An 18,620-nucleotide genomic window follows, 5' to 3' on the forward strand; every position below is an offset into this window, starting at 1 on the left:
ACTATGCTTTTGCGTCACCTTTATCGTCGCCTTTATTGTCACTTGAGCGATGCTTTTTCACATCAAAATACAAAGCGATAAGCAGCCACAAGGATACAATGCTGATGAGTAGCGCGGTATTTTCAGCCATCGCCATTACTTGTTCGCTCAGCACGGCAGTGCCGGCTATCAGCAGAAGGTAATACGGTAAGTTTAACAATCCAGCAGTCGCAATGACTTTCGGAGATTTTCTTTGGTTACCTTGAGAGAACATAAAAAAGGCTAAAGAATTAATGTGGATCATAGCCAACAGTAGATGTTTTAGTTTGGTTTTTTCGGTTTCAGGAGGCTCACCCTTCCTTTCTTGACGCCTAGCGGCCATTTTTCCCAACATAAAGTTAATGAACGATCCTATTGTCGCAGCCAACACCATGCAGATAGTTAAGTAAACCACATCCATGGTATTTGGCTTGGAGCCTACGACGAGGATGACAGCGAAAAACTGCCCTGGAAAATAAAAACCTATATAGATAATCGATTCGAGAAGGATGATCAAGAATATCATCACAAAAAAGCCGCTCGCCATGCTGCTTTGTAAAGACTCGAGAATGCTTAAGCCTGGTGGTATCACTTGGTAATGCACTAATAGAGCAATAAGACTAAGGGCAACAAGCGCTGACAAAGGTAAAAACGATGCGTATTTCATATCAAACCGATTAAAACGTGATTTATCGTAAGTTTACGCTATGCTTTAAGAGAAGATCAGGAAATTTAATTACATGTTTTTAATCATAAAAATCTCACACACAAAATTTATAGAAGGACAGGCACATTTTGTATAGGCCGAAAAGCACCTTAGAGCAGTGGCGAATACTACAAGCCGTTGTTGATTTCGGGGGTTATGCACAAGCTGCAGAAAAGCTCAATAAATCACAGTCCTCGTTAAATCATGCGGTTGCCAAACTGCAAAACATGCTAAACGTGCAACTACTTGAAGTTGTGGGACGTAAAGCTGTTCTCACGGAAGCCGGTGAAGTCATGCTTCGTCGCTCACGTTATTTAACACAGAACGTCGAGGACTTAGAATCGCTAGCAGTCAATATCAATCAAGATTGGGAGCCAGAAATTTCGCTGGTCGTTGATTTAGCCTACCCTCGTTCTCTTCTATTTCCTGTGTTACAGGACTTTCTTCCCGAATCGAGAGGCAGTCGCCTACAAATCATTGACCATGTGTTAACTGGCACCGAAGATGCAATCACTCGCCACACGGCCGATTTAGTCATTCATATGCAAGTTCCTAAAGGATTCCTGGGCGAGCCAATTGCGCATATTGAGTTTGTGCTTGTTTGTCATGCGCAGCACGACCTTGCAAGTATGCAAAGCCCCATTGACCCAAATGAATTAGCACAGCACTTACAAATAGTCATCAAAGACTCTGCAGAGCGACCTGATGAAAAAAGCGGTTGGCTAAAATCAGAAAATAGATGGACCGTTAGCCAGTTCGATACGGCCATTGATTTGCTGTTGCAAAAAATGGGCTTCTGTTGGTTACCGTATCATCGTGTTAAAACCCTTATTGATGACGGCAGACTCGTTTCGCTGACGGTCGAAGGGAGCACTTTCAAACAAATGACTGCATTTTTAGTCTGTCCGACGCCGGATAATAAAGGCCCTGGGACACAGCTTTTAGAGAAGCTCATTTTACATCATCGTGAAATTGATTTACCTTCTTGTCTGGATTAATAAAAAAGAGTGGCTATGGAACAACAAGCTTTAAACCAATTGATGCGCGATAGTGCAAACGACGCAATCACAACAAGCCAAGAAGAATTCAATGTGCAGCTAGACTATTCAGTCGACAGTGTGGCGCAAGTGGATCAAATCATTCTTCAATTCTTGGAAAACTATAAAGAACAAGCCCTAGAAGACAAAGCCGTGTTCACCATATGCAATATATACGGTGCGTACATTGGTGAAACGTTTAGAAAACTAGCTGGCGGTCAATGGCAATACAATATCGAAAACGAAGATGCACCGACCATCATGTTGATTTTTAATGACAAGTCTTTTGCTTTCGCCGGTATTTGTTATGAGAGACTTGTGAATAATAGTAAAATTAGCGTCAAACGATATTTTGACGAAGCCCTTGGGCAGTTGACGCAGTAGTAATGAATGAAAGGCCCTAGACTATTCTTTTAAGGGCCAGTCTTTTATCAAGACCTTAACATTTGCGCTTAAGAATAAATACCACACTATTAGCATTGTCACCAGCAAGCTCAGAGCGCTAGGCCAAGAAAACTGAAAGTGTAGTTTTGTGACGATATAAAGCTGCAATAATATGTCAACGCAAAGAACAATGCCGATAAACCAAGGTAAAACGTAAAACAACTTGGCTTTACCTGCTTTCCAAATTTTTTCTCTAAAACCAATTACAAAAATTAAAACCAAGGCTGGAATTGCGCTACTCAGTGATAGATAAAATTGATATTTATCTGGATAAAACAAACTCAATAGCAAACCACCGTCCTCACGAAACGATAAAGAAGCAATGAAAACGACAATGCTTCTAGCAAGAAAAACCAGCGATAGCATTAACATCAGGGGTGGTTTTACACGCCCATTCTCATCATATTTATGTAGAGGCAATGGTAATTTCATGTGCTTGCTTTTAGTTTCCTTGAGCGGCCGTAGTACAACAGCCGCATTTTATACAAGGATCATCGCTAGAAGTATAGTGCTTTTCTCAAGCCTTTACTTCGCCTTACTCTATTTTACCCTTTGCCTTTATAGGCCACTGATTTGAGACTCCCATTGAATACTCACCTCATTTTCTGCATTCACATCTTCCACCATAATCATGAATAATGGTCCACTGTCCTCATCCAAGGTTAATTCACTTTGCGTTAGAATTATTTCAGTGCCATCAATCTCAGCAACAGCGAATACCTGATACGTATTATTCCTCAAAAACAAACTCGATTGATTGCCAAATACGACGGTACGAGTCGCTTCTGCAGTGGAAATAATTTCATCACTCTTGACGAAATAAACCACTATTCGAGAGAAATCTAAATTATCAACTAGATTCACCACTTTCACTTGGTGTTCGTATATGCTGCTTCCCTCAGAATTAGTTGTTTCAAGGGTTCGCAGAACCGGCCTATAAGCATCTACAATACCGTCATCATTTTCATCAATATTACCGTCGCCGTCTTCATCAACCGCTTCTTCTTGAATGTAATAGAATATTGTTTTGTAGGTATTTTCTGGCAAGCTCAACAATTGATTGGCAAATAACTTCTCTTCTGAATTTGTGTCAATAATTCTCACGCTAAAATCGCCATTATCTTTGTCTAAAGCAGTACTGAAAGTATTTTCAGCTAAGCTGGTAACATCAGCTGTTTCCGCGTTAGTAGCGGTAAAAATATCAACTGCCCCCGTATAATCTGGTAATAATTCACTCACTTGCATACCATTAAAGAAGCGTACCCTCGCCTCTGAGTCATCATCTGGCAAATTAGTTGTCGCGCTATTGGAAAGAAGATCTAAGACCACAGGAGCGCTACCAACACCTGTGTTATCGCGAATAGCGAGGACATATTGCGCGGTTAAGCTAAAAGTCACTTCATTTGATTGATAAACAACGTCATTGCTTCCGGCCTCAGTAACATAAAAAAGGTACTGTTCTTGATCGTACTTTAAATTATCAGAAAGCTCTTCTGGACTAAAGCTACCGATCAATTCTGCTTCATTGAAGGTTTCATCAGAGTCTGACAAATAAATATCATAGGCTGCTGTATTGCTACTGATATTCAGTACTCTCAAATTAAATTGGTCAAGATCATCGTCTTCATCGTCATCTATCACAGGTATGTCATAGCTTAAGATATTAGGTGCAAGAATATCGCCTGCCAACACTATCATATGAATACTATCAGCACTGAGCCTGAGTTGTTCTTGGCTAATCAGCGTTAAATCCGAGCGCGCTGAACTATCTTCTTCTTGCCAAGCGAGTTCAACAAAATAGGTATCAGTCGGTATCGTCTTAGTAGTGCCCGCTTCGCCAAAGCGGACCGAAGAGTAAGTAATCTCGACTTCATCATCATCGTCCTCGTCAAGATCTTCGTCTAGGCTTAAGAAAATTGCTGGCGCATTGGGCGATGCATTGTAAAGTTTAATGTATGCATCTTCGCCGTCATCGTCACTATCCGAACCACAAGCAGCCATTAATAATGCACTTGCGACAATAAAAGATGCTTTAAAAAGAACGGAAAGCCCCTGCCTATTTTTGTTGTTTATCATGTTTTTTCCTATATATGTGAAAGCGAACAAGCAACTGATTATTAATGCTTGTTATCACACGATAGGTCTCTGGATTAGCGAGGAAGTTCTATACCTTTACAGTCTTTTACAAAGCTTGAACTTTACTTACATTCACGGGCAAAAACTGACACTTCTTTACATTGCACTGTCAGTTTAAGATGTTGTGTAAACTCATGTATTATTGGGCTGTTCTGATTGCAGACTAAGGCTGAGAGTCATGTCGTCAATCACGTCATCGAGATCATGAAATGTTTTGGTCGTGACATAGATACTCATACTAGACCTAACACTGATATTGATGCCTTTACTGACGCCCAAGTTTGTATTTTGCAGAGCAAATTGAATTCGTTGGAAGAAACTTTTTGCTGTTTCCTCTTCAATATCCGTCAAACACAATAAAAATTGTTCTGGCGCAATTCGACCCAGAATATCAGACTCTCTAGTGATGTTTTTAAACGTCATGGCAATTTGCTGCAGCGCTTCATCAGCGTTGCTTGAGCCTAATAAACGATTCACCTCTTTAAAATTACCCAAGTCAAATAAGGCCAAGGCATTCGACTTGTTGCCTGAGGGTGCACTAACCTTTTTGATTTTGGTTCTTGCTGCTTGGCTATTTAACAACTTAGTGACTGAATCGTAAGACTGCGCTTCAAGCTGCTTGCGATGGAACGCAAAAGCAAAAAATAGAATCACTGATAAGACAATCCCTATCGAAATATAGATAACACGCTCTCTGTTTAGTTTTGCTATGTTCAAATCCGTTTCTAGCTCATCTATTTTACTATATAGGCTCGCCACCCCTAGCACCTTTCCTGATGACTGGTTATTCGCTAATTTAATGCGCATTTGTTGGGAAAAAGTGTCTAAGTAATACTTGGCTTTAGCTTGGTCACCCAATGCTAAATGAGCCCTTGCAAGTAAATTCAAATGATCAGCGTTTCCTCGCATGAAGCTAAGCGATGCTGGACCTTTACTCTCTTCCTCAACAACAAAGCCGCCCAAGCAAGCTAAATCTTCCTCGTAAATACACACTTCGGTTTTAAACCATCGATGCATTCCGGCATATATACTGGTTTCCATTCCTTCAAAATAGGCTTTCCAATTGCGCACAACTTCCTTTAATGCTGGACCGTTCTGCAAACTTTGATGATACCGCCCTAATGCATAGTAATACCAAGCATGCACAAGATTACCGAGCTCTTCTTCACGAGCCGTATCCAATAAATCAATTACTTTCAGCGCCTCTTCGTATTGTGAGCTAGCAATCAAAGAAGTAAATACACTAATGAGAGAAGCATATTTGTTAGCCCCTTCATAGTGCTTAAACCCCAGTTCATAAGTTTTCCAAAACTGCTCTGCGGCTAATACATGTTGACCAATTCGACCATATAGCAGGCCTATTTGATTATGAATATGCGCAACCGTAGGTTGATCACCTCGAAACGAATACTTTTCTAAGAGTTGATACAAACGAGCGAGTTTTTCTCCCTCACTGATTTCTTCTTCACAATAAGTCATTAGGCCAAGCTCCGCGCTTAAGCTAATATCATCGTGTTTTTCTTTGGATAACTCTCGTGCCTGAGCGTAATAATCACAACGTTTCTGATCTTCTTGTACATCATAAATGAAGCCTTTCTGGTAGACCGAAGAGGCATAGTAATATTGTGATTGGTCAGCCTGAGGGTCTGCTAGTAACTTATCAATTTCGGTTTGCGCTTCGGAAAAATTGCCAGTACAAATTAGCCAGTGCGTTTTTTCTGCACCCAACTGAAAGCGCGCATCTTGGGGGATGCTATCGCTATCGAGAAAACGATTAAGTTGTGGCATTAATTCACTGTTTGGACAATCAAAGGTTTTCACTTTCACACGTTCGATAAAGTCATTGATGTCGGGAGTATCTTGGGCGAGAGCAACCTTGATATTAAATGAAACGAGTACTGACAATATCGTGACAAACTTGATGCTGGGATGAAAAAACACGGATTACTCTTGTCTAATTGAAAAAGATGATGGTGAATAATTACACGGCATTACTTCTTTTTCAATTTATCTGATGAATACAAAAACATTAGCTTGGCAGTCACTGGCAGGCCACTATCGAATTAAGCGCTAGTTTGTGCAGAAACAAAAGGCTGGAAAGCGATAAAGGAGTTCTGTTAAAACTCGGTTTACGCTATACTTCGCGCCATTAAAGCAAAGCATGAAAAATCTAATGACAGTTAATCAGTATAAGCCTAATCAGACCACCACTATGGAAGGTCCCAAAGACGTTTTAGCGCAGCAATCTATTGCCGTTAAACAACTTGAACCAACTCAGCAAACCACGAAAATTGGCTTTGTTAGTTTGGGCTGCCCAAAAAACCTAGTCGACTCAGAACGTATTCTAACTCAGTTACGTACAGAAGGTTATGACGTGGTGCCAAGCTATAATGACGCGGCGCTGGTCATCGTAAATACCTGTGGGTTTATCGACTCTGCAGTGCAAGAATCTCTAGACACGATTGGAGAAGCATTAGCCGAGAATGGTAAAGTAATTGTGACTGGCTGCTTAGGCATTAAAGAAGACGAAATTAGAGAAGTACACCCAAATGTATTATCTATTACCGGTCCACATGCGTACGAGGAAGTTGTCAATCAAGTCCACGAGCACCTCCCAAAGCCAGAGCATAACCCTTTCCTGAATCTGGTACCTGACCACGGTATTAAGTTAACCCCAAAACACTTTGCGTATTTGAAGATTTCTGAAGGTTGCAACCATCGCTGTACTTTCTGCATTATTCCGTCAATGCGCGGGGATTTAGTCAGTCGTCCAGTTGGAGAGGTACTGAGTGAAGCCAAACGCTTGAAAGCAGCGGGGGTAAATGAACTATTGGTTATTTCTCAGGACACTAGCGCCTATGGTGTCGATGTGAATTATAAAACTGACTTCTGGGACGGGATGCCGGTCAAAACACACATGCAACAGTTGTGTGAGAAGTTGGGTGAAATGGACATGTGGATCCGACTACATTATGTGTACCCTTATCCACACGTAGATGACTTAATCCCCCTGATGGCAGAAGGTAAAATTCTGCCGTACTTAGATATCCCATTCCAGCATGCCAATAAGCGTATTCTTCGCCTGATGAAAAGGCCTGGTTCTGCCGACCGAACGATTGAGCGAATCAAGAAATGGCGCGAGATATGCCCAGAACTCGTTATCCGCTCAACGTTTATTGTTGGATTTCCGGGAGAAACCGAAGAAGAGTTTGAAGAGTTATTGACCTTTCTGAAAGAAGCACAACTCGACCGAGTCGGTTGTTTTAAGTATTCTCCTGTAGAAGGAGCAAAGGCAAACGAGCTACCTGATCCTGTCGATGAAGATGTAAAGGAAGACAGACTCCAACGCTTCATGGCTGTACAGTCAGAAATTAGCCAACAACGCTTACAAGATAAAATTGGTAGTGAGTACAACGTTGTTATTGACAGTATTGATGCTGAAGGCGCCGTTGCTAGAACTTTCGGAGATGCTCCAGAAATTGATGGTGTTGTACACCTAAATGGTGTTTTCGACGTCCAAGCCGGCCAACGTTTATGGGTTGAAATCATTCATGCTGACGAACATGATTTATGGGCAGTTCCCGTCGAAGAAGACGATGAAACCAGCACTGATTAAGTTATTTATGGTGCGTAATTTTCCATAAATTCGAAAAAGAACAGAAAACGAGTTTTTTTCAAAAAGTCATATTGCTAAAAGCCCACAAAGGTTACGCGTATCATTACGTGTAACCTTTTTCATTCTATTCACTTAAATACTACTCACTTAAATACTACTCACCTAAATACTAAGCACCTAAATATCGCTGCGGTTTAATCTTTCTAAGTCTTCTGGTGTGTCCACACCATGAGGTGGTGCATGGTTAGCAACGTCAACATGAATGTCGTAGCCATGCCACAGCACCCTTAGCTGTTCGAGCGATTCTGTCTTTTCTAATTGGCTAGGTGCTAAACTAGCATACTGATTGATAAAGCCGGCTCGATAACCATAAATACCAATATGCCTTAAGTATACCGATGCTAATTCGGCAATATCCGCGTTTTGAGCAACGACACCACTTCCCGCAAAAGCATCGCGGTCAAAAGGTATTGGCGCGCGTGAGAAGTACATTGCTCGCTTTCGCTTATCACTTAGCACTTTGACTACATTTGAATTGAATATGTCATTTACATCTTCAATCGGATACGCAAGTGTTGCCATTGGAATATCCTGGTTGTCATGTAAGTTTTGCGCTACCTGTTGAATGTTACCACTTGGGATAAATGGCTCATCGCCCTGCACATTAATCACAATCGTATCGTCGTCAATATCGTTGATGGTGATCACTTCTGCAATCCTGGTGGTACCCGACTCATGAGTATTGCTAGTCATGCACACCTCTGCACCGAAACTACCAACGATTTTTGCAATTCGTTCGTCATCGGTAGCCACAATTACTCTTGTGGCACCTGCTTCAACAGAGCGTTCGACGACATGCTGAATCATGGGTTTTCCATGAATGATAGCCAGAGGCTTGCCAGGAAAGCGTGTTGAACCATATCGAGCTGGAATAACGACAATAAAGTCCATTTATGCTCCCTTCAGGCTTTCAAGCTCATCAAGACTTAGCTCCCTAGCTTCTGTGTCCAACAGTACGGGGATATTATCCTTGATAGGATACGCAAGCCTGTCGAAGCGACAAATAAGCTCAGATTGTTCTTTTGGCAGCAAAAGCTTACCTTTGCACACAGGGCATGCAAGTATGTCGAGTAACTGCTTATCAAAAGCCATATAACTCTCCTTTTAGTCAATTTCTAATACAAGCTAACAAATCCTACAACTTACTGTACGCTGTTAAGCTTCTGTTCTATTTTCTCAAAAAATAACGCTTCTATATCCCCTTCAACTTCCAAATACCAACAGTTGTCGTGCGCGAAAGGTTTTATTTTCACCGCGTCTTTTTCAGTCATTAGCACCATATTGTTGGGTAAATCGTGGTTGGTAAATTGGTGATGATCCGGAAATGGCAGTAATTCACTACACTCGATTTCAAGCGCTTTGAGTGTAGAAAAAAAGCGTTTTGGGTCGCCGATACCTGCTAGCGCTGAGCATTGGTTGAGTGTGGATTTTTCTCTTATATTGTCACTTATTTGACCGCTTTTGACGTTTACCCAGCGTGTCGCTCTCAGACGCATTTGGACCGTTTTAGATTTCAATTCTTGTGAAATACAAGATGGAACTAACTCGCTATTGTGAACAATAACATCGACATTCTTTAGTCGTTTTTGAGTTTCTCTAAGCGGACCTGCGGGTAGCAAAAACCCATTCCCAATGCCTCTACCATCCATGACCACAATTTCAAAATCTCTTTTTAAAGCATAATGTTGCAAACCGTCATCACAAATAATCACATCGCAAGACAGAGTGGTCGATAAATAATCAGCCCCTCTTCTGCGCACCGGATCTATCACTACCGGACAAGACAAACGTCGACTGATTAAGGCAGGTTCATCGCCAACCAAACTCGGCTCATCAGTCGACTTAACGTGGTATGGAAATTCTGTTTGATCACCACCGTAACCTCTCGATAAGATGCCACAAGAATATCCTTTCGATGATAGGTGTTTTGCAATGGCAATTACCGTGGGTGTTTTACCATTACCACCTACGGAAATATTACCCACAATAATGACCTTTGCTGCAGGTTTACCCGATGAAAGTAGACCAAGCCTAAAGGCGAGCCTTCGTAAAGCGCTCAATAAATAAAACAAGGTACTTAGCGGTAAAAGAAGGTAGACCCATTTACGCTCGCTAAACCACGCTTTTTGAAGCGACATCATTAAGCCTGTGAAAACTGCATTTGATGCAGTTGCGAATACATACCTTGCTTCGCCAGCAATTCAGTATGCGTGCCCCGCTCTATTATTTCGCCTTGCTCTACTACTAGAATAAGGTCGGCCTTTTCAATCGTTGACAAGCGATGTGCTATCACAATGTTTGTGCGGCTCCTTTGCAACTCATCTAGTGCTTGCTGAATGAATTTTTCCGATTCGGTATCTAGCGCCGAAGTGGCCTCGTCCAAAATCAATACCGGTGAATCAGCTAGGATAGCTCTTGCAATCGCAATCCGTTGGCGTTGGCCGCCGGATAAGGTCACGCCATTTTCACCAACAATTGTGTCGAACCCATTCTTTTGTTGGTTCACAAAGTCGGTAACATGCGCAATATCCGCAGCTTTAATGATTTGTTCTCTGGTAACCGTGTCTGCGCAGCCATAAGCGATATTGTTCGCTACGGTATCGTTGAACAAGGTGACTTGTTGAGACACCAAAGCAAACTGTCTGCGAAGTGACTTTAAGCTAAGGTCTTCAATAGCATCACCATCAATAATAATGTCGCCTGAATCTGCTTGATAAAAACGAGTCAGAAGATTTGATAAGGTTGATTTACCGCTTCCTGAACGACCCACTAGAGCGATGGTTTGTCCTGCTTTGACATCAAAAGTGATGTTCTTCAGAGCTGGCTCATCTTTACTCGGATAAGTAAACGTCACATCTTTAAAAGATAAATCGCCACTAATGCGCGTGAGCTCGCGTTTCCCGGAATCTACTTCGTCTTCATGGTCTAATAGCTCAAAAATGCTGGAACAAGCTGCCATACCTTTCTGAAACTCATTGTTCACGGTAGTGATCTGTTTTAACGGTTTTAGCAAAGCCATCATAGCGAACACGACAGTGGTGAATACGCCTGGGGTTAAGTCTTGTAGCATACTTGGTGTACTTGCCAAAAATAAGACAAATGCCAAGGCAACAGAAGCGATCACTTGGATGGTAGAGACACTCAAAATCTGTGCCGTAGCAAGTTTCATAGTCTGTTGACGATTGTGATTATTCGTTTCTAAAAATTTCTCTGATTCTAATTTTTGTCCACCAAACATCAACACGACTTTATGTCCTTTCACCGCCTGCTCAACACCCGTCGTCAAAGAGCCCATTGCTTTTTGGATTGCTTTGCTGACCTTTCGGAAACGTTTGCTCACAAAGCTGACAATAATGGCGACTAAGGGGGCAATGATGAGGAATATTGCAGATAGCTGCCACGAGTTGTAGAACATCACCACTAATAAGCCAATGACAAATGCCCCCTCTCTGATCAAGGTCAAGAAGGCCTTTCCTGCAGCATTTGCGACTTGTTCGGTATCAAACGTCACTTTTGATATGAGATTGCCTGCAGATTGATGATCGTGAAATTCGACAGGCAAATGAATATATTTTTCGAACAACTGCTGACGCATTTTCATCACTACTTGAGAACTTATCCAACTCAAAGTGTAAGTCCCCATGAAATTGAATAAGCCGCGCACGATAAAAATGGGAACGATCGCATAGGCTGCAATGCGCAAGAAGTCAGAATTATCGTCATTCAAGCCCACATCTATCATTGGTTGTAGTTGTGAAATCACTAAAGAATCAATACTTGCATAGCCGAGCATGCCAATAATGGCGATAAAGAATGGCAGTTTGAATGGGACTAAGTATTTTAAAAAGCGTTTTACCACTTTCTGCTCAGGCTCTAAATTGGCAGTCATTCTGCGCGTAGCTCCTTGTTTTATAATTTATTGCTGTTAGGGCCTGTTGACCTTTACCACCAGAATCTATTTCTTCGCACATTCTAACGGAAGCGGCCTTAATCCCCAAATATTCTTAACGACGACGGATATTCATGTACCAAGGGCTTAAAAAGTCGCCACGCATGGTGTGAATATGGTAACCCTGCTGTCCAATTTCAATCCCTATGCTGCCGTCATACGCTGTATTAAGCACCTTTGTACCAATCGAAGCATAATTTGAAAGAACGTACGCATGCGGAAAGCCCCACTGATTCATAAATTTGCTACTAACCAAGGCGTATTCCGCTTGCACATGCTTTACAAACGCTAGGCTTGATGACGTTTTACTGCCGTGATGTGGCGACACCAGTATCGTTGATTTGAGCTCACCTGTATTTTTATATAAAGCGACAAGCTTACGCTCAACCTCTGCCTCAATATCTCCTGTTAATAAAACGCTGAATTCCCCTTTGCTTATTTTCAATACACAAGACTCATTGTTATTCTCACCACTCACAGCATGTAAGGGCCAAAGCACATCGATTTTTACGCCTTTCAACCATGGCTCCTGATTTTTATCTGTGCTTTGATAGCAGCCATAATCAGGACCAAAGGCATTTTTAACGTTATATGTACTGAACAAGAAACCATTTCCCCCAGCGTGATCATTGTCGTAATGCGAGTTAACTAGGGTATCCACATCGAAAGAAAAGTCTCCCCTCCTGCCACCCATAGGCAAAATGCCATCAGGAAATATTCGCCCAGTATCATAAATTAACACTTCGCCTTCTGATTGAATTAACACACTTAAACCTTGTCCCACATCTACAAGGGTCATTTTCCACCTGTGTTTTGGTACAGGCCACTCAAAAATGCTTAGGAACATACAAACAATGAGGCTGGAAACAATCAACTTACGTTGAGGCCAAAAAGGTAAGGTGATGAAGAGTAAGAGTACGATTACCAAACACCAAAAAAGGCCTGGATACGCTAAGCCACGAAAACCAGACATAGGCAATGATGTAGCAAAGGTGAGCAAGGACAATAGCAGATCGAACAAATCATCAAGAACAAACAGAATAGAAGTCGCCGCACTATTGAACGAAAGCAGCAGCAAAATAATAGATAGTAAGCTAAGAGGAACCAAAACAAACGAAAACAGGGGCAACAGCAGTAAATTAATAACAGGTGAAATGATGGATATTGTGGCAAAATTAGCGGCTGTAGCGGGTAACATAAACACACTTAAAAATACTTGTAAGTAAATGAGGTTCAGTACTTTTTGTTTGAGTGACATCCCCTTTTGTGTAAAACGCCATATAAAGAAAACAATCAACAGCACTGCTGAAAAACTAAACCAAAAGCTCAGGCTCAGTATGGATAGCGGGAACATAATTAAAAAAGTACACAGTAGAAATAAGAAAACGCTAGTAAAGCGCCAATACAAGGAGAAATAGACTAAGTAGAGATAACATATTAGTCCAAGAAGCGCTCGTAAAACGGGAACTTGCAGACCGCTTAGTACGGCATATAAAGCACAACAAGGTAGGCTAAGTACTAAGCAAATTCTAATGACGTTCCTTTGTAAAAGAAATGCACTTCGATTTTTGCCGCTTAATTTGCCACTTAGCTTAGCGCGTAAGTGATAAAATAGAAAAGCGATGGCTTTGAATATTACGATGAACAAACCTGTCACAATAGCCAAGTGCATGCCAGAGATAGCAAACAAGTGTGCTGTCCCGCTAACTTGGAGTATTTCCCAATCTTCAGCTGTCAAACCCTGACGCGCGCCAACAGCAAGCGACATGATCCAGCGACTGTGCTCCAAACCTATGCTCTGAACTTGATCAACAAGGGATTGGCGCCAAGTGATACTAGCATCGACAATTTGATTTGAGGGGCTGGCGCGCACCTTCCCCAAGGCAACAATATTCTTGCTTGCCAGCCATTTTTGCAATACAAAATCGCCAGAGTTTAACACACTGTGTGGTGGCGCTAATGTCACTAGCAATTGAACTTGATTGCCCTGGCGCAGTCGTAAAATAGGTGCAAACCATGACACTCTAACAAACACGGGCTGAGTCAACGAGGTCACACCCAAACGCTTGATTTTGATTATATATACTTTGTTCGCGGGCGGTTTTTCCTGACTTTTTTTGATCTTAGCTAAAGGAGTTGGATATACATAGGTATCTTCGAGATAATTGATCTGTTCACCTTGATTTTGTTCAATATGAAGCGAGTCTACAACGCCCTCTATCATGATATTTTTATTAAAAAAACGATAGGGGAGTTGCCAAGACGAATACCAATGTCCTACACTGCTCGCCCAAAGAATGCCGATGACCAAACCTGTTATCCAATTTCTGGAACAAAAGTACAAACAAAGTGCAGTTAAAACACACAACACAGGTAGCATAGACATCGCCGGTAAGACTGGCCAGAACATGCTACTAAAGCAGATCATGATGAAGGCGAACATCGGTTTTTCATGACTTGCCAATGAGGTCTCCTAGAGAGATAAAAACAGAAGAATGCCGAAAAAGTTTATACGACGTTATATGCCGGATCACAAAGCAGTGAAAGAAAACCGTTACCTCAAGGTATTCGGTAAACTGCTTCACGATCCTAATTTGTGGCATTTAAATCGTCGTTCGGCGAGTGGCGCATTCGGTGTTGGTTTGTTTTTTGCGTTTTGGCCAGTACCCTTTCAAATGATTTTTTCTACCGCTGTGGCTATCATCTTTAGAGTCAATTTACCTTTGTCGATAGCAACCGTTTGGATTACCAATCCACTCACCATGCCACCTATATTCTACGGTGCTTACCTTGTCGGGAGTACTGTACTTGGGACTGAAGTTGATAAATTTACGTTTGAATTGAGTTGGACGTGGTTAGCAGAAAGCTTAGGCACTATTGGCCCAGCCTTCCTATTAGGGTGTGCAATTTGCTCAGTGTTTTTCGGAGTATTGGGGTATTTCAGCTTAGATTGGGTTTGGCGTTATTCGGTCATGCGCGCTTGGAAAGCTCGGAAGTCTGCATAGACTTCCAAACTCATGCAGAGTGAGCTTATTGCTCGGCGAAGAAGGCTAACATTTGGTCTTCGTTCCACACCTCGATATTCAAAGATTCAGCTTTAGTTAACTTAGAGCCCGCTTTTTCACCCGCGATCAATAAGTCGGTTTTCGCTGACACACTGCCCGACACCTTAGCACCCAAATCTTGCAACTTAGCTTTCGCTTCACTTCTGCCCATTTGCGATAAAGTACCCGTCAGAACGATGGTTTTGCCTAGCAAAGGCTGCTGTTCTTTTGATGCCTCTTCTATTGCTGGCCAAGTGATCCCCAAAGCAATCAACTCTTCGATAATATCAATATTGAGCGGCTCACGCATAAAGTGGAACACGTGCTGCGCAACGATTTCACCAACATCTTGGACTTCAATCAATGAATCAATATCCGCGCTCATGATATCGCTCAGTTCACGGTAGTGAAGGGCCAAATTTCTTGCGGTCGACTCTCCTACTTCACGAATACCCAAAGAGTATAGAAACTTGGCGAGCGTCGTTGATTTTGCAGACTCCAACGCATTTAACAAGTTGACCGCAGACTTATCTCCCATGCGTTCTAAGGATGTCAGCATTGGCAGGTTGAGTTTAAAAAGGTCGGCTGGGTTTTTAATCAAGCTTGCTTCAACTAATTGCTCTACAATCTTGTCTCCTAAGCCATCAATATCGAAGGCCTTGCGAGATGCAAAGTGCTTAATTGCCTCTTTACGCTGTGCCGCACACACGAGACCACCGGTGCATCGCGCTACAGCTTCAGACTCTGTGCGTTCAACGTGTGACTCACACACTGGGCAATGTTGAGGAAAAGCAATTTCCTTGGCATCTTTAGGTCTTTCAGCGAGCACTACAGATACGACTTGTGGAATAACATCTCCAGCGCGACGGATAATCACTGTATCGCCAATACGAACACCAAGGCGGTTAATTTCATCTTGATTATGTAAAGTGGCATTCGACACTGTGACACCTCCAACGAACACCGGCTCCAAACGAGCAACAGGGGTAATGGCCCCTGTTCTACCCACTTGAAACTCCACGTCTAATAGTCGTGTCATTTCTTCTTGTGCTGGGAATTTTTGTGCCATCGCCCATCGTGGCGCTTTAGACACAAAACCAAGTCGTTGTTGGAGGCCAATATCGTTTATCTTAAAAACGACGCCATCAATATCGTAAGAAAGGCTGTTACGCTGCTCTCCAATTTTTCTGAAATAATCGATACAAGCTTGAGCGCCTCTCGCTACTGAAGACTCTTTACATAATGGAATGCCCCAGTCACCTAGCGCTGCTAGACGTTCTGTATGCAAATCGAGCTTAGTCAAACTCTCACCTTCAATGACGCCCATGCTGTAGGCATAAAACAATAAGGGGCGTTTCGCGGTAATTCTCGAGTCTAACTGTCGCAAGCTACCTGCAGCAGCATTTCTTGGGTTCGCAAATACTTTGGCACCCGCCAATCGTTGATTATCATTAAGCTGATCAAAGCCCTGCTTGGGCATGAAAACTTCTCCACGAACTTCAACGCGAGTAGGAATATTGTCTCCTCTCAGCTTGATAGGCACATTAGCAATAGTTTTCACATTTTGCGTAATATTTTCTCCGACTTGACCATCACCGCGTGTCGCCGCCTGAACTAATACGCCATTTTCATACAAAATCGACACTGCCAAACCATCAAGTTTTGGTTCACAACTAAACTCCAGATCGTTGAAATTTAATAAGCGGTCTTGCAGACGCTTTTCAAATGCGTTGAGGTCTTCTTCTTCAAAGCCATTGTCGAGTGACAACATTGCAACTTCATGCGTGACTTGCTCAAACTTCGACAAAGGAACACCACCAACCTTCTGGCTGGGAGAATCCGGACTTTGCAATACAGGGAATGCTTTCTCTAATTTAATAAGCGCTTTCATTAAGCGATCATATTCTGCGTCAGGAATGCTAGGCGCATCCATCACGTAATATTGGTAATTATGATCTTCTAATTGTGCTCGTAAGGTTTGTACTTCAACTTGCGCTTGTTCTTGAGTTAATTCGGTCATGCCTACTACTGTCGGTTAATTCGTTTTCTTTCAAACTCGCGGATACGCTCAGAATACTTCTGCAAGCCTTGTTTCGTGAGTACGCCTCGACTGCCATCCAAAATTTGGCAACCGAATTCATCTGCCAATTTCCTGGCCGCATTGTGCATCATATTAAAAACCTGCTGTGGCTCGCCTTCAATTGGCAACATCATAAACAGGGACAAACCTCGTGTACTAAAGTTTTCAATATTATCAATATCGAAAACCCCTGGTTTGAATAGGTTGGCTAGAGAGAACAGCACAGGACCTTTGCCATTGGTATTCACATGGCGATGGAAAATATCTTGTTCGCCAAATTTAAAGCCTAAGGTGAGCAGCATGGGTAGCAAAGCAGAACCAATGATTTCGTTACCCTCAGGAGCTCTAACATTCAATACGAGAACATCAGTGGGTTGCTCGACGGCGCCGCTTTGTCCTGCTGAAGGCTCAGCGTTTGCGCGCGCATCCTCACGTGAGGCAGAAATGGGCTCTACGTTGCTACTGGTATGTGATGATGCTTCTTCAGTGAAGTCGATGCGCATTTGTTCTTCGTTCGTCTTCACTGCATTTTGCACTTGAGGCTCTTTACGGATTTTATCCGCAACGCTCTTTTTGCGCCTGGAAACCAGTTTTCTAGCCTGTGCTGCGAGGCTAATTGGCTTCTCTTCTTCCGCTTTTGGTACTTCTTCTGCGTCAAGTTTAAACTCTGGCTCTACTCGCCCTTGAGAATCAACTTCCGGACGAACTGTTTTGGTAGGTGCTGCGGCTTTTGCAGGCGCGGTGGCTTCGTTACTCATCGGCGGTGTTGAAGCTGAAGAGGTAGGTGTTTCATCAGTATTCACAGGAGGCGTTGCCGCTTCTGGTTTCAATAGGAACGGGGGTGGCTCTGGAATACTCGTATCTGAAGATTGTGGCCGACTAGTTTCACTAGGACGAGTTTGGCGTTTAAACTCTGGCTTAGGTTGTGTCACGACACTGCCATATAACTTTGCTGGCGCCTCTTCGTGCTCCGCTGCCAGTTGCGCAAAGTCCATTTCTGAGTGGCTTAGCGAAAGACCTTCGTCTAATTCTGGTGTGTTAACTCTTACGCTACTCTCAGGTTCACCACCGCTTTGGTTTACGTCACTTTGCGACTCAAGCTCTCTTTGAATATCTATATCATCACCAACCAGCGCCTCACTTCTGACCATAGGATCAGTGGGGTCGATGTCCGGCATGCTATCTTGTTCAGCAACATTATGCTCATCGTTTTCTTCAAGGTCAGGGATGCTTTGATTAGTGAATTGCTCATTGCCTGCAGATGCGCCAGAAATAATGCGCACCGGCCCCACGCCAACATCATCGTAACTGTCGTCACTGGTACTGTGTGCTAATGGATCAACTGTAGGCTCGTCACCGTCGCCCTGCCAGTCTCTGGATTGAAATTTAGGTCTTTCATTGGCTTTGGCATTTTTTCTTATTGTCCAAATACCATGTACAAGGATCGCGACAATCACCACGACCCCTAGTATTAAAAATGTATAGCGCAAATCTTCCATTTATAACTACTCTTATTTTTATTCTGTAATA

Annotated in this window: 15 protein-coding genes; 4 read left to right on the forward strand and 11 right to left on the reverse strand. The window is 42.6% G+C overall.

The window, feature by feature from the left end; translation table 11 throughout:
• Nucleotide 1 precedes the first annotated feature (1 nt).
• A complete protein-coding gene (locus RM544_RS04260) occupies nucleotides 2-685 on the reverse strand; it encodes a hypothetical protein (protein ID WP_311360519.1) in 684 nt (227 codons plus the stop codon).
• 128 nt (nucleotides 686-813) lie between these two features.
• Between RM544_RS04260 and RM544_RS04265 the strand changes: the two genes are divergently transcribed.
• Both RM544_RS04265 and RM544_RS04270 read left to right on the forward strand, forming a co-directional pair.
• The gene (locus RM544_RS04265) at nucleotides 814-1,722 is read left to right on the forward strand and encodes a LysR family transcriptional regulator (protein ID WP_311360520.1); all 909 of its coding nucleotides are present in this window, start codon (nucleotides 814-816) and stop codon (nucleotides 1,720-1,722) included.
• Nucleotides 1,723-1,737: 15 nt separating this feature from the next.
• Nucleotides 1,738-2,145: a hypothetical protein gene (locus tag RM544_RS04270; protein WP_311360521.1), complete on the forward strand. Its 408-nt coding sequence runs from the start codon at nucleotides 1,738-1,740 to the stop codon at nucleotides 2,143-2,145.
• Nucleotides 2,146-2,166: 21 nt separating this feature from the next.
• Here the strand turns inward: RM544_RS04270 and RM544_RS04275 are convergent, their stop codons facing one another.
• The 3 genes from RM544_RS04275 to RM544_RS04285 form a co-directional block, all read right to left on the reverse strand.
• Nucleotides 2,167-2,637: a DUF2919 domain-containing protein gene (locus RM544_RS04275; RefSeq protein WP_311360522.1), complete on the reverse strand. Its 471-nt coding sequence runs from the start codon at nucleotides 2,635-2,637 to the stop codon at nucleotides 2,167-2,169.
• Nucleotides 2,638-2,763: 126 nt separating this feature from the next.
• Nucleotides 2,764-4,281 (reverse strand): hypothetical protein, encoded by a 1,518-nt coding sequence (locus RM544_RS04280; RefSeq protein WP_311360523.1) that lies wholly within the window; start codon nucleotides 4,279-4,281, stop codon nucleotides 2,764-2,766.
• A gap of 192 nt (nucleotides 4,282-4,473) precedes the next feature.
• Complete coding sequence (locus RM544_RS04285; RefSeq protein ID WP_311360524.1) at nucleotides 4,474-6,282, reverse strand: GGDEF domain-containing protein; 1,809 nt, start codon at nucleotides 6,280-6,282, stop codon at nucleotides 4,474-4,476.
• Between the two features lie 232 nt (nucleotides 6,283-6,514).
• Between RM544_RS04285 and rimO the strand changes: the two genes are divergently transcribed.
• Entirely contained in the window at nucleotides 6,515-7,957 is a 1,443-nt protein-coding gene (rimO, locus tag RM544_RS04290) for a 30S ribosomal protein S12 methylthiotransferase RimO (RefSeq protein ID WP_311360723.1), read from the forward strand.
• Between the two features lie 177 nt (nucleotides 7,958-8,134).
• On the opposite strand, the gene kdsB is transcribed toward rimO, so the two are convergent.
• The 5 genes from kdsB to RM544_RS04315 all read right to left on the reverse strand — a co-directional run bounded on the left by kdsB (nucleotide 8,135) and on the right by RM544_RS04315 (nucleotide 14,430).
• Nucleotides 8,135-8,908 carry a 3-deoxy-manno-octulosonate cytidylyltransferase gene (kdsB, locus tag RM544_RS04295; RefSeq protein WP_311360525.1) on the reverse strand — a complete coding sequence of 258 codons (774 nt, stop codon included), beginning with the start codon at nucleotides 8,906-8,908 and terminating at the stop codon, nucleotides 8,135-8,137.
• Entirely contained in the window at nucleotides 8,909-9,109 is a 201-nt protein-coding gene (locus tag RM544_RS04300; RefSeq protein ID WP_311360526.1) for a Trm112 family protein, read from the reverse strand. It abuts the gene before it with no gap.
• Between the two features lie 50 nt (nucleotides 9,110-9,159).
• Nucleotides 9,160-10,155, reverse strand: coding sequence for a tetraacyldisaccharide 4'-kinase (gene lpxK / locus RM544_RS04305; protein ID WP_311360527.1), 996 nt, complete (start codon nucleotides 10,153-10,155; stop codon nucleotides 9,160-9,162).
• Between the two features lie 2 nt (nucleotides 10,156-10,157).
• Nucleotides 10,158-11,906 (reverse strand): lipid A export permease/ATP-binding protein MsbA, encoded by a 1,749-nt coding sequence (gene msbA, locus RM544_RS04310; RefSeq protein ID WP_311360528.1) that lies wholly within the window; start codon nucleotides 11,904-11,906, stop codon nucleotides 10,158-10,160.
• Nucleotides 11,907-12,021: 115 nt separating this feature from the next.
• Nucleotides 12,022-14,430: a DNA internalization-related competence protein ComEC/Rec2 gene (locus tag RM544_RS04315; RefSeq protein ID WP_311360529.1), complete on the reverse strand. Its 2,409-nt coding sequence runs from the start codon at nucleotides 14,428-14,430 to the stop codon at nucleotides 12,022-12,024.
• Nucleotides 14,431-14,461: 31 nt separating this feature from the next.
• On the opposite strand from RM544_RS04315, the gene RM544_RS04320 reads away from it, so the two are divergent.
• The gene (locus tag RM544_RS04320) at nucleotides 14,462-14,971 is read left to right on the forward strand and encodes a DUF2062 domain-containing protein (RefSeq protein ID WP_311360530.1); all 510 of its coding nucleotides are present in this window, start codon (nucleotides 14,462-14,464) and stop codon (nucleotides 14,969-14,971) included.
• A 25-nt stretch (nucleotides 14,972-14,996) separates the two neighbouring features.
• On the opposite strand, the gene ligA is transcribed toward RM544_RS04320, so the two are convergent.
• Nucleotides 14,997-17,030, reverse strand: coding sequence for an NAD-dependent DNA ligase LigA (gene ligA, locus RM544_RS04325; RefSeq protein ID WP_311360531.1), 2,034 nt, complete (start codon nucleotides 17,028-17,030; stop codon nucleotides 14,997-14,999).
• Nucleotides 17,031-17,035: 5 nt separating this feature from the next.
• Nucleotides 17,036-18,589 (reverse strand): cell division protein ZipA, encoded by a 1,554-nt coding sequence (zipA, locus tag RM544_RS04330; protein WP_311360532.1) that lies wholly within the window; start codon nucleotides 18,587-18,589, stop codon nucleotides 17,036-17,038.
• Nucleotides 18,590-18,620 lie beyond the last annotated feature (31 nt).

This window comes from Brumicola blandensis, assembly GCF_031846165.1.
Taxonomy (GTDB): Bacteria; Pseudomonadota; Gammaproteobacteria; order Enterobacterales; family Alteromonadaceae; genus Glaciecola; species Glaciecola blandensis.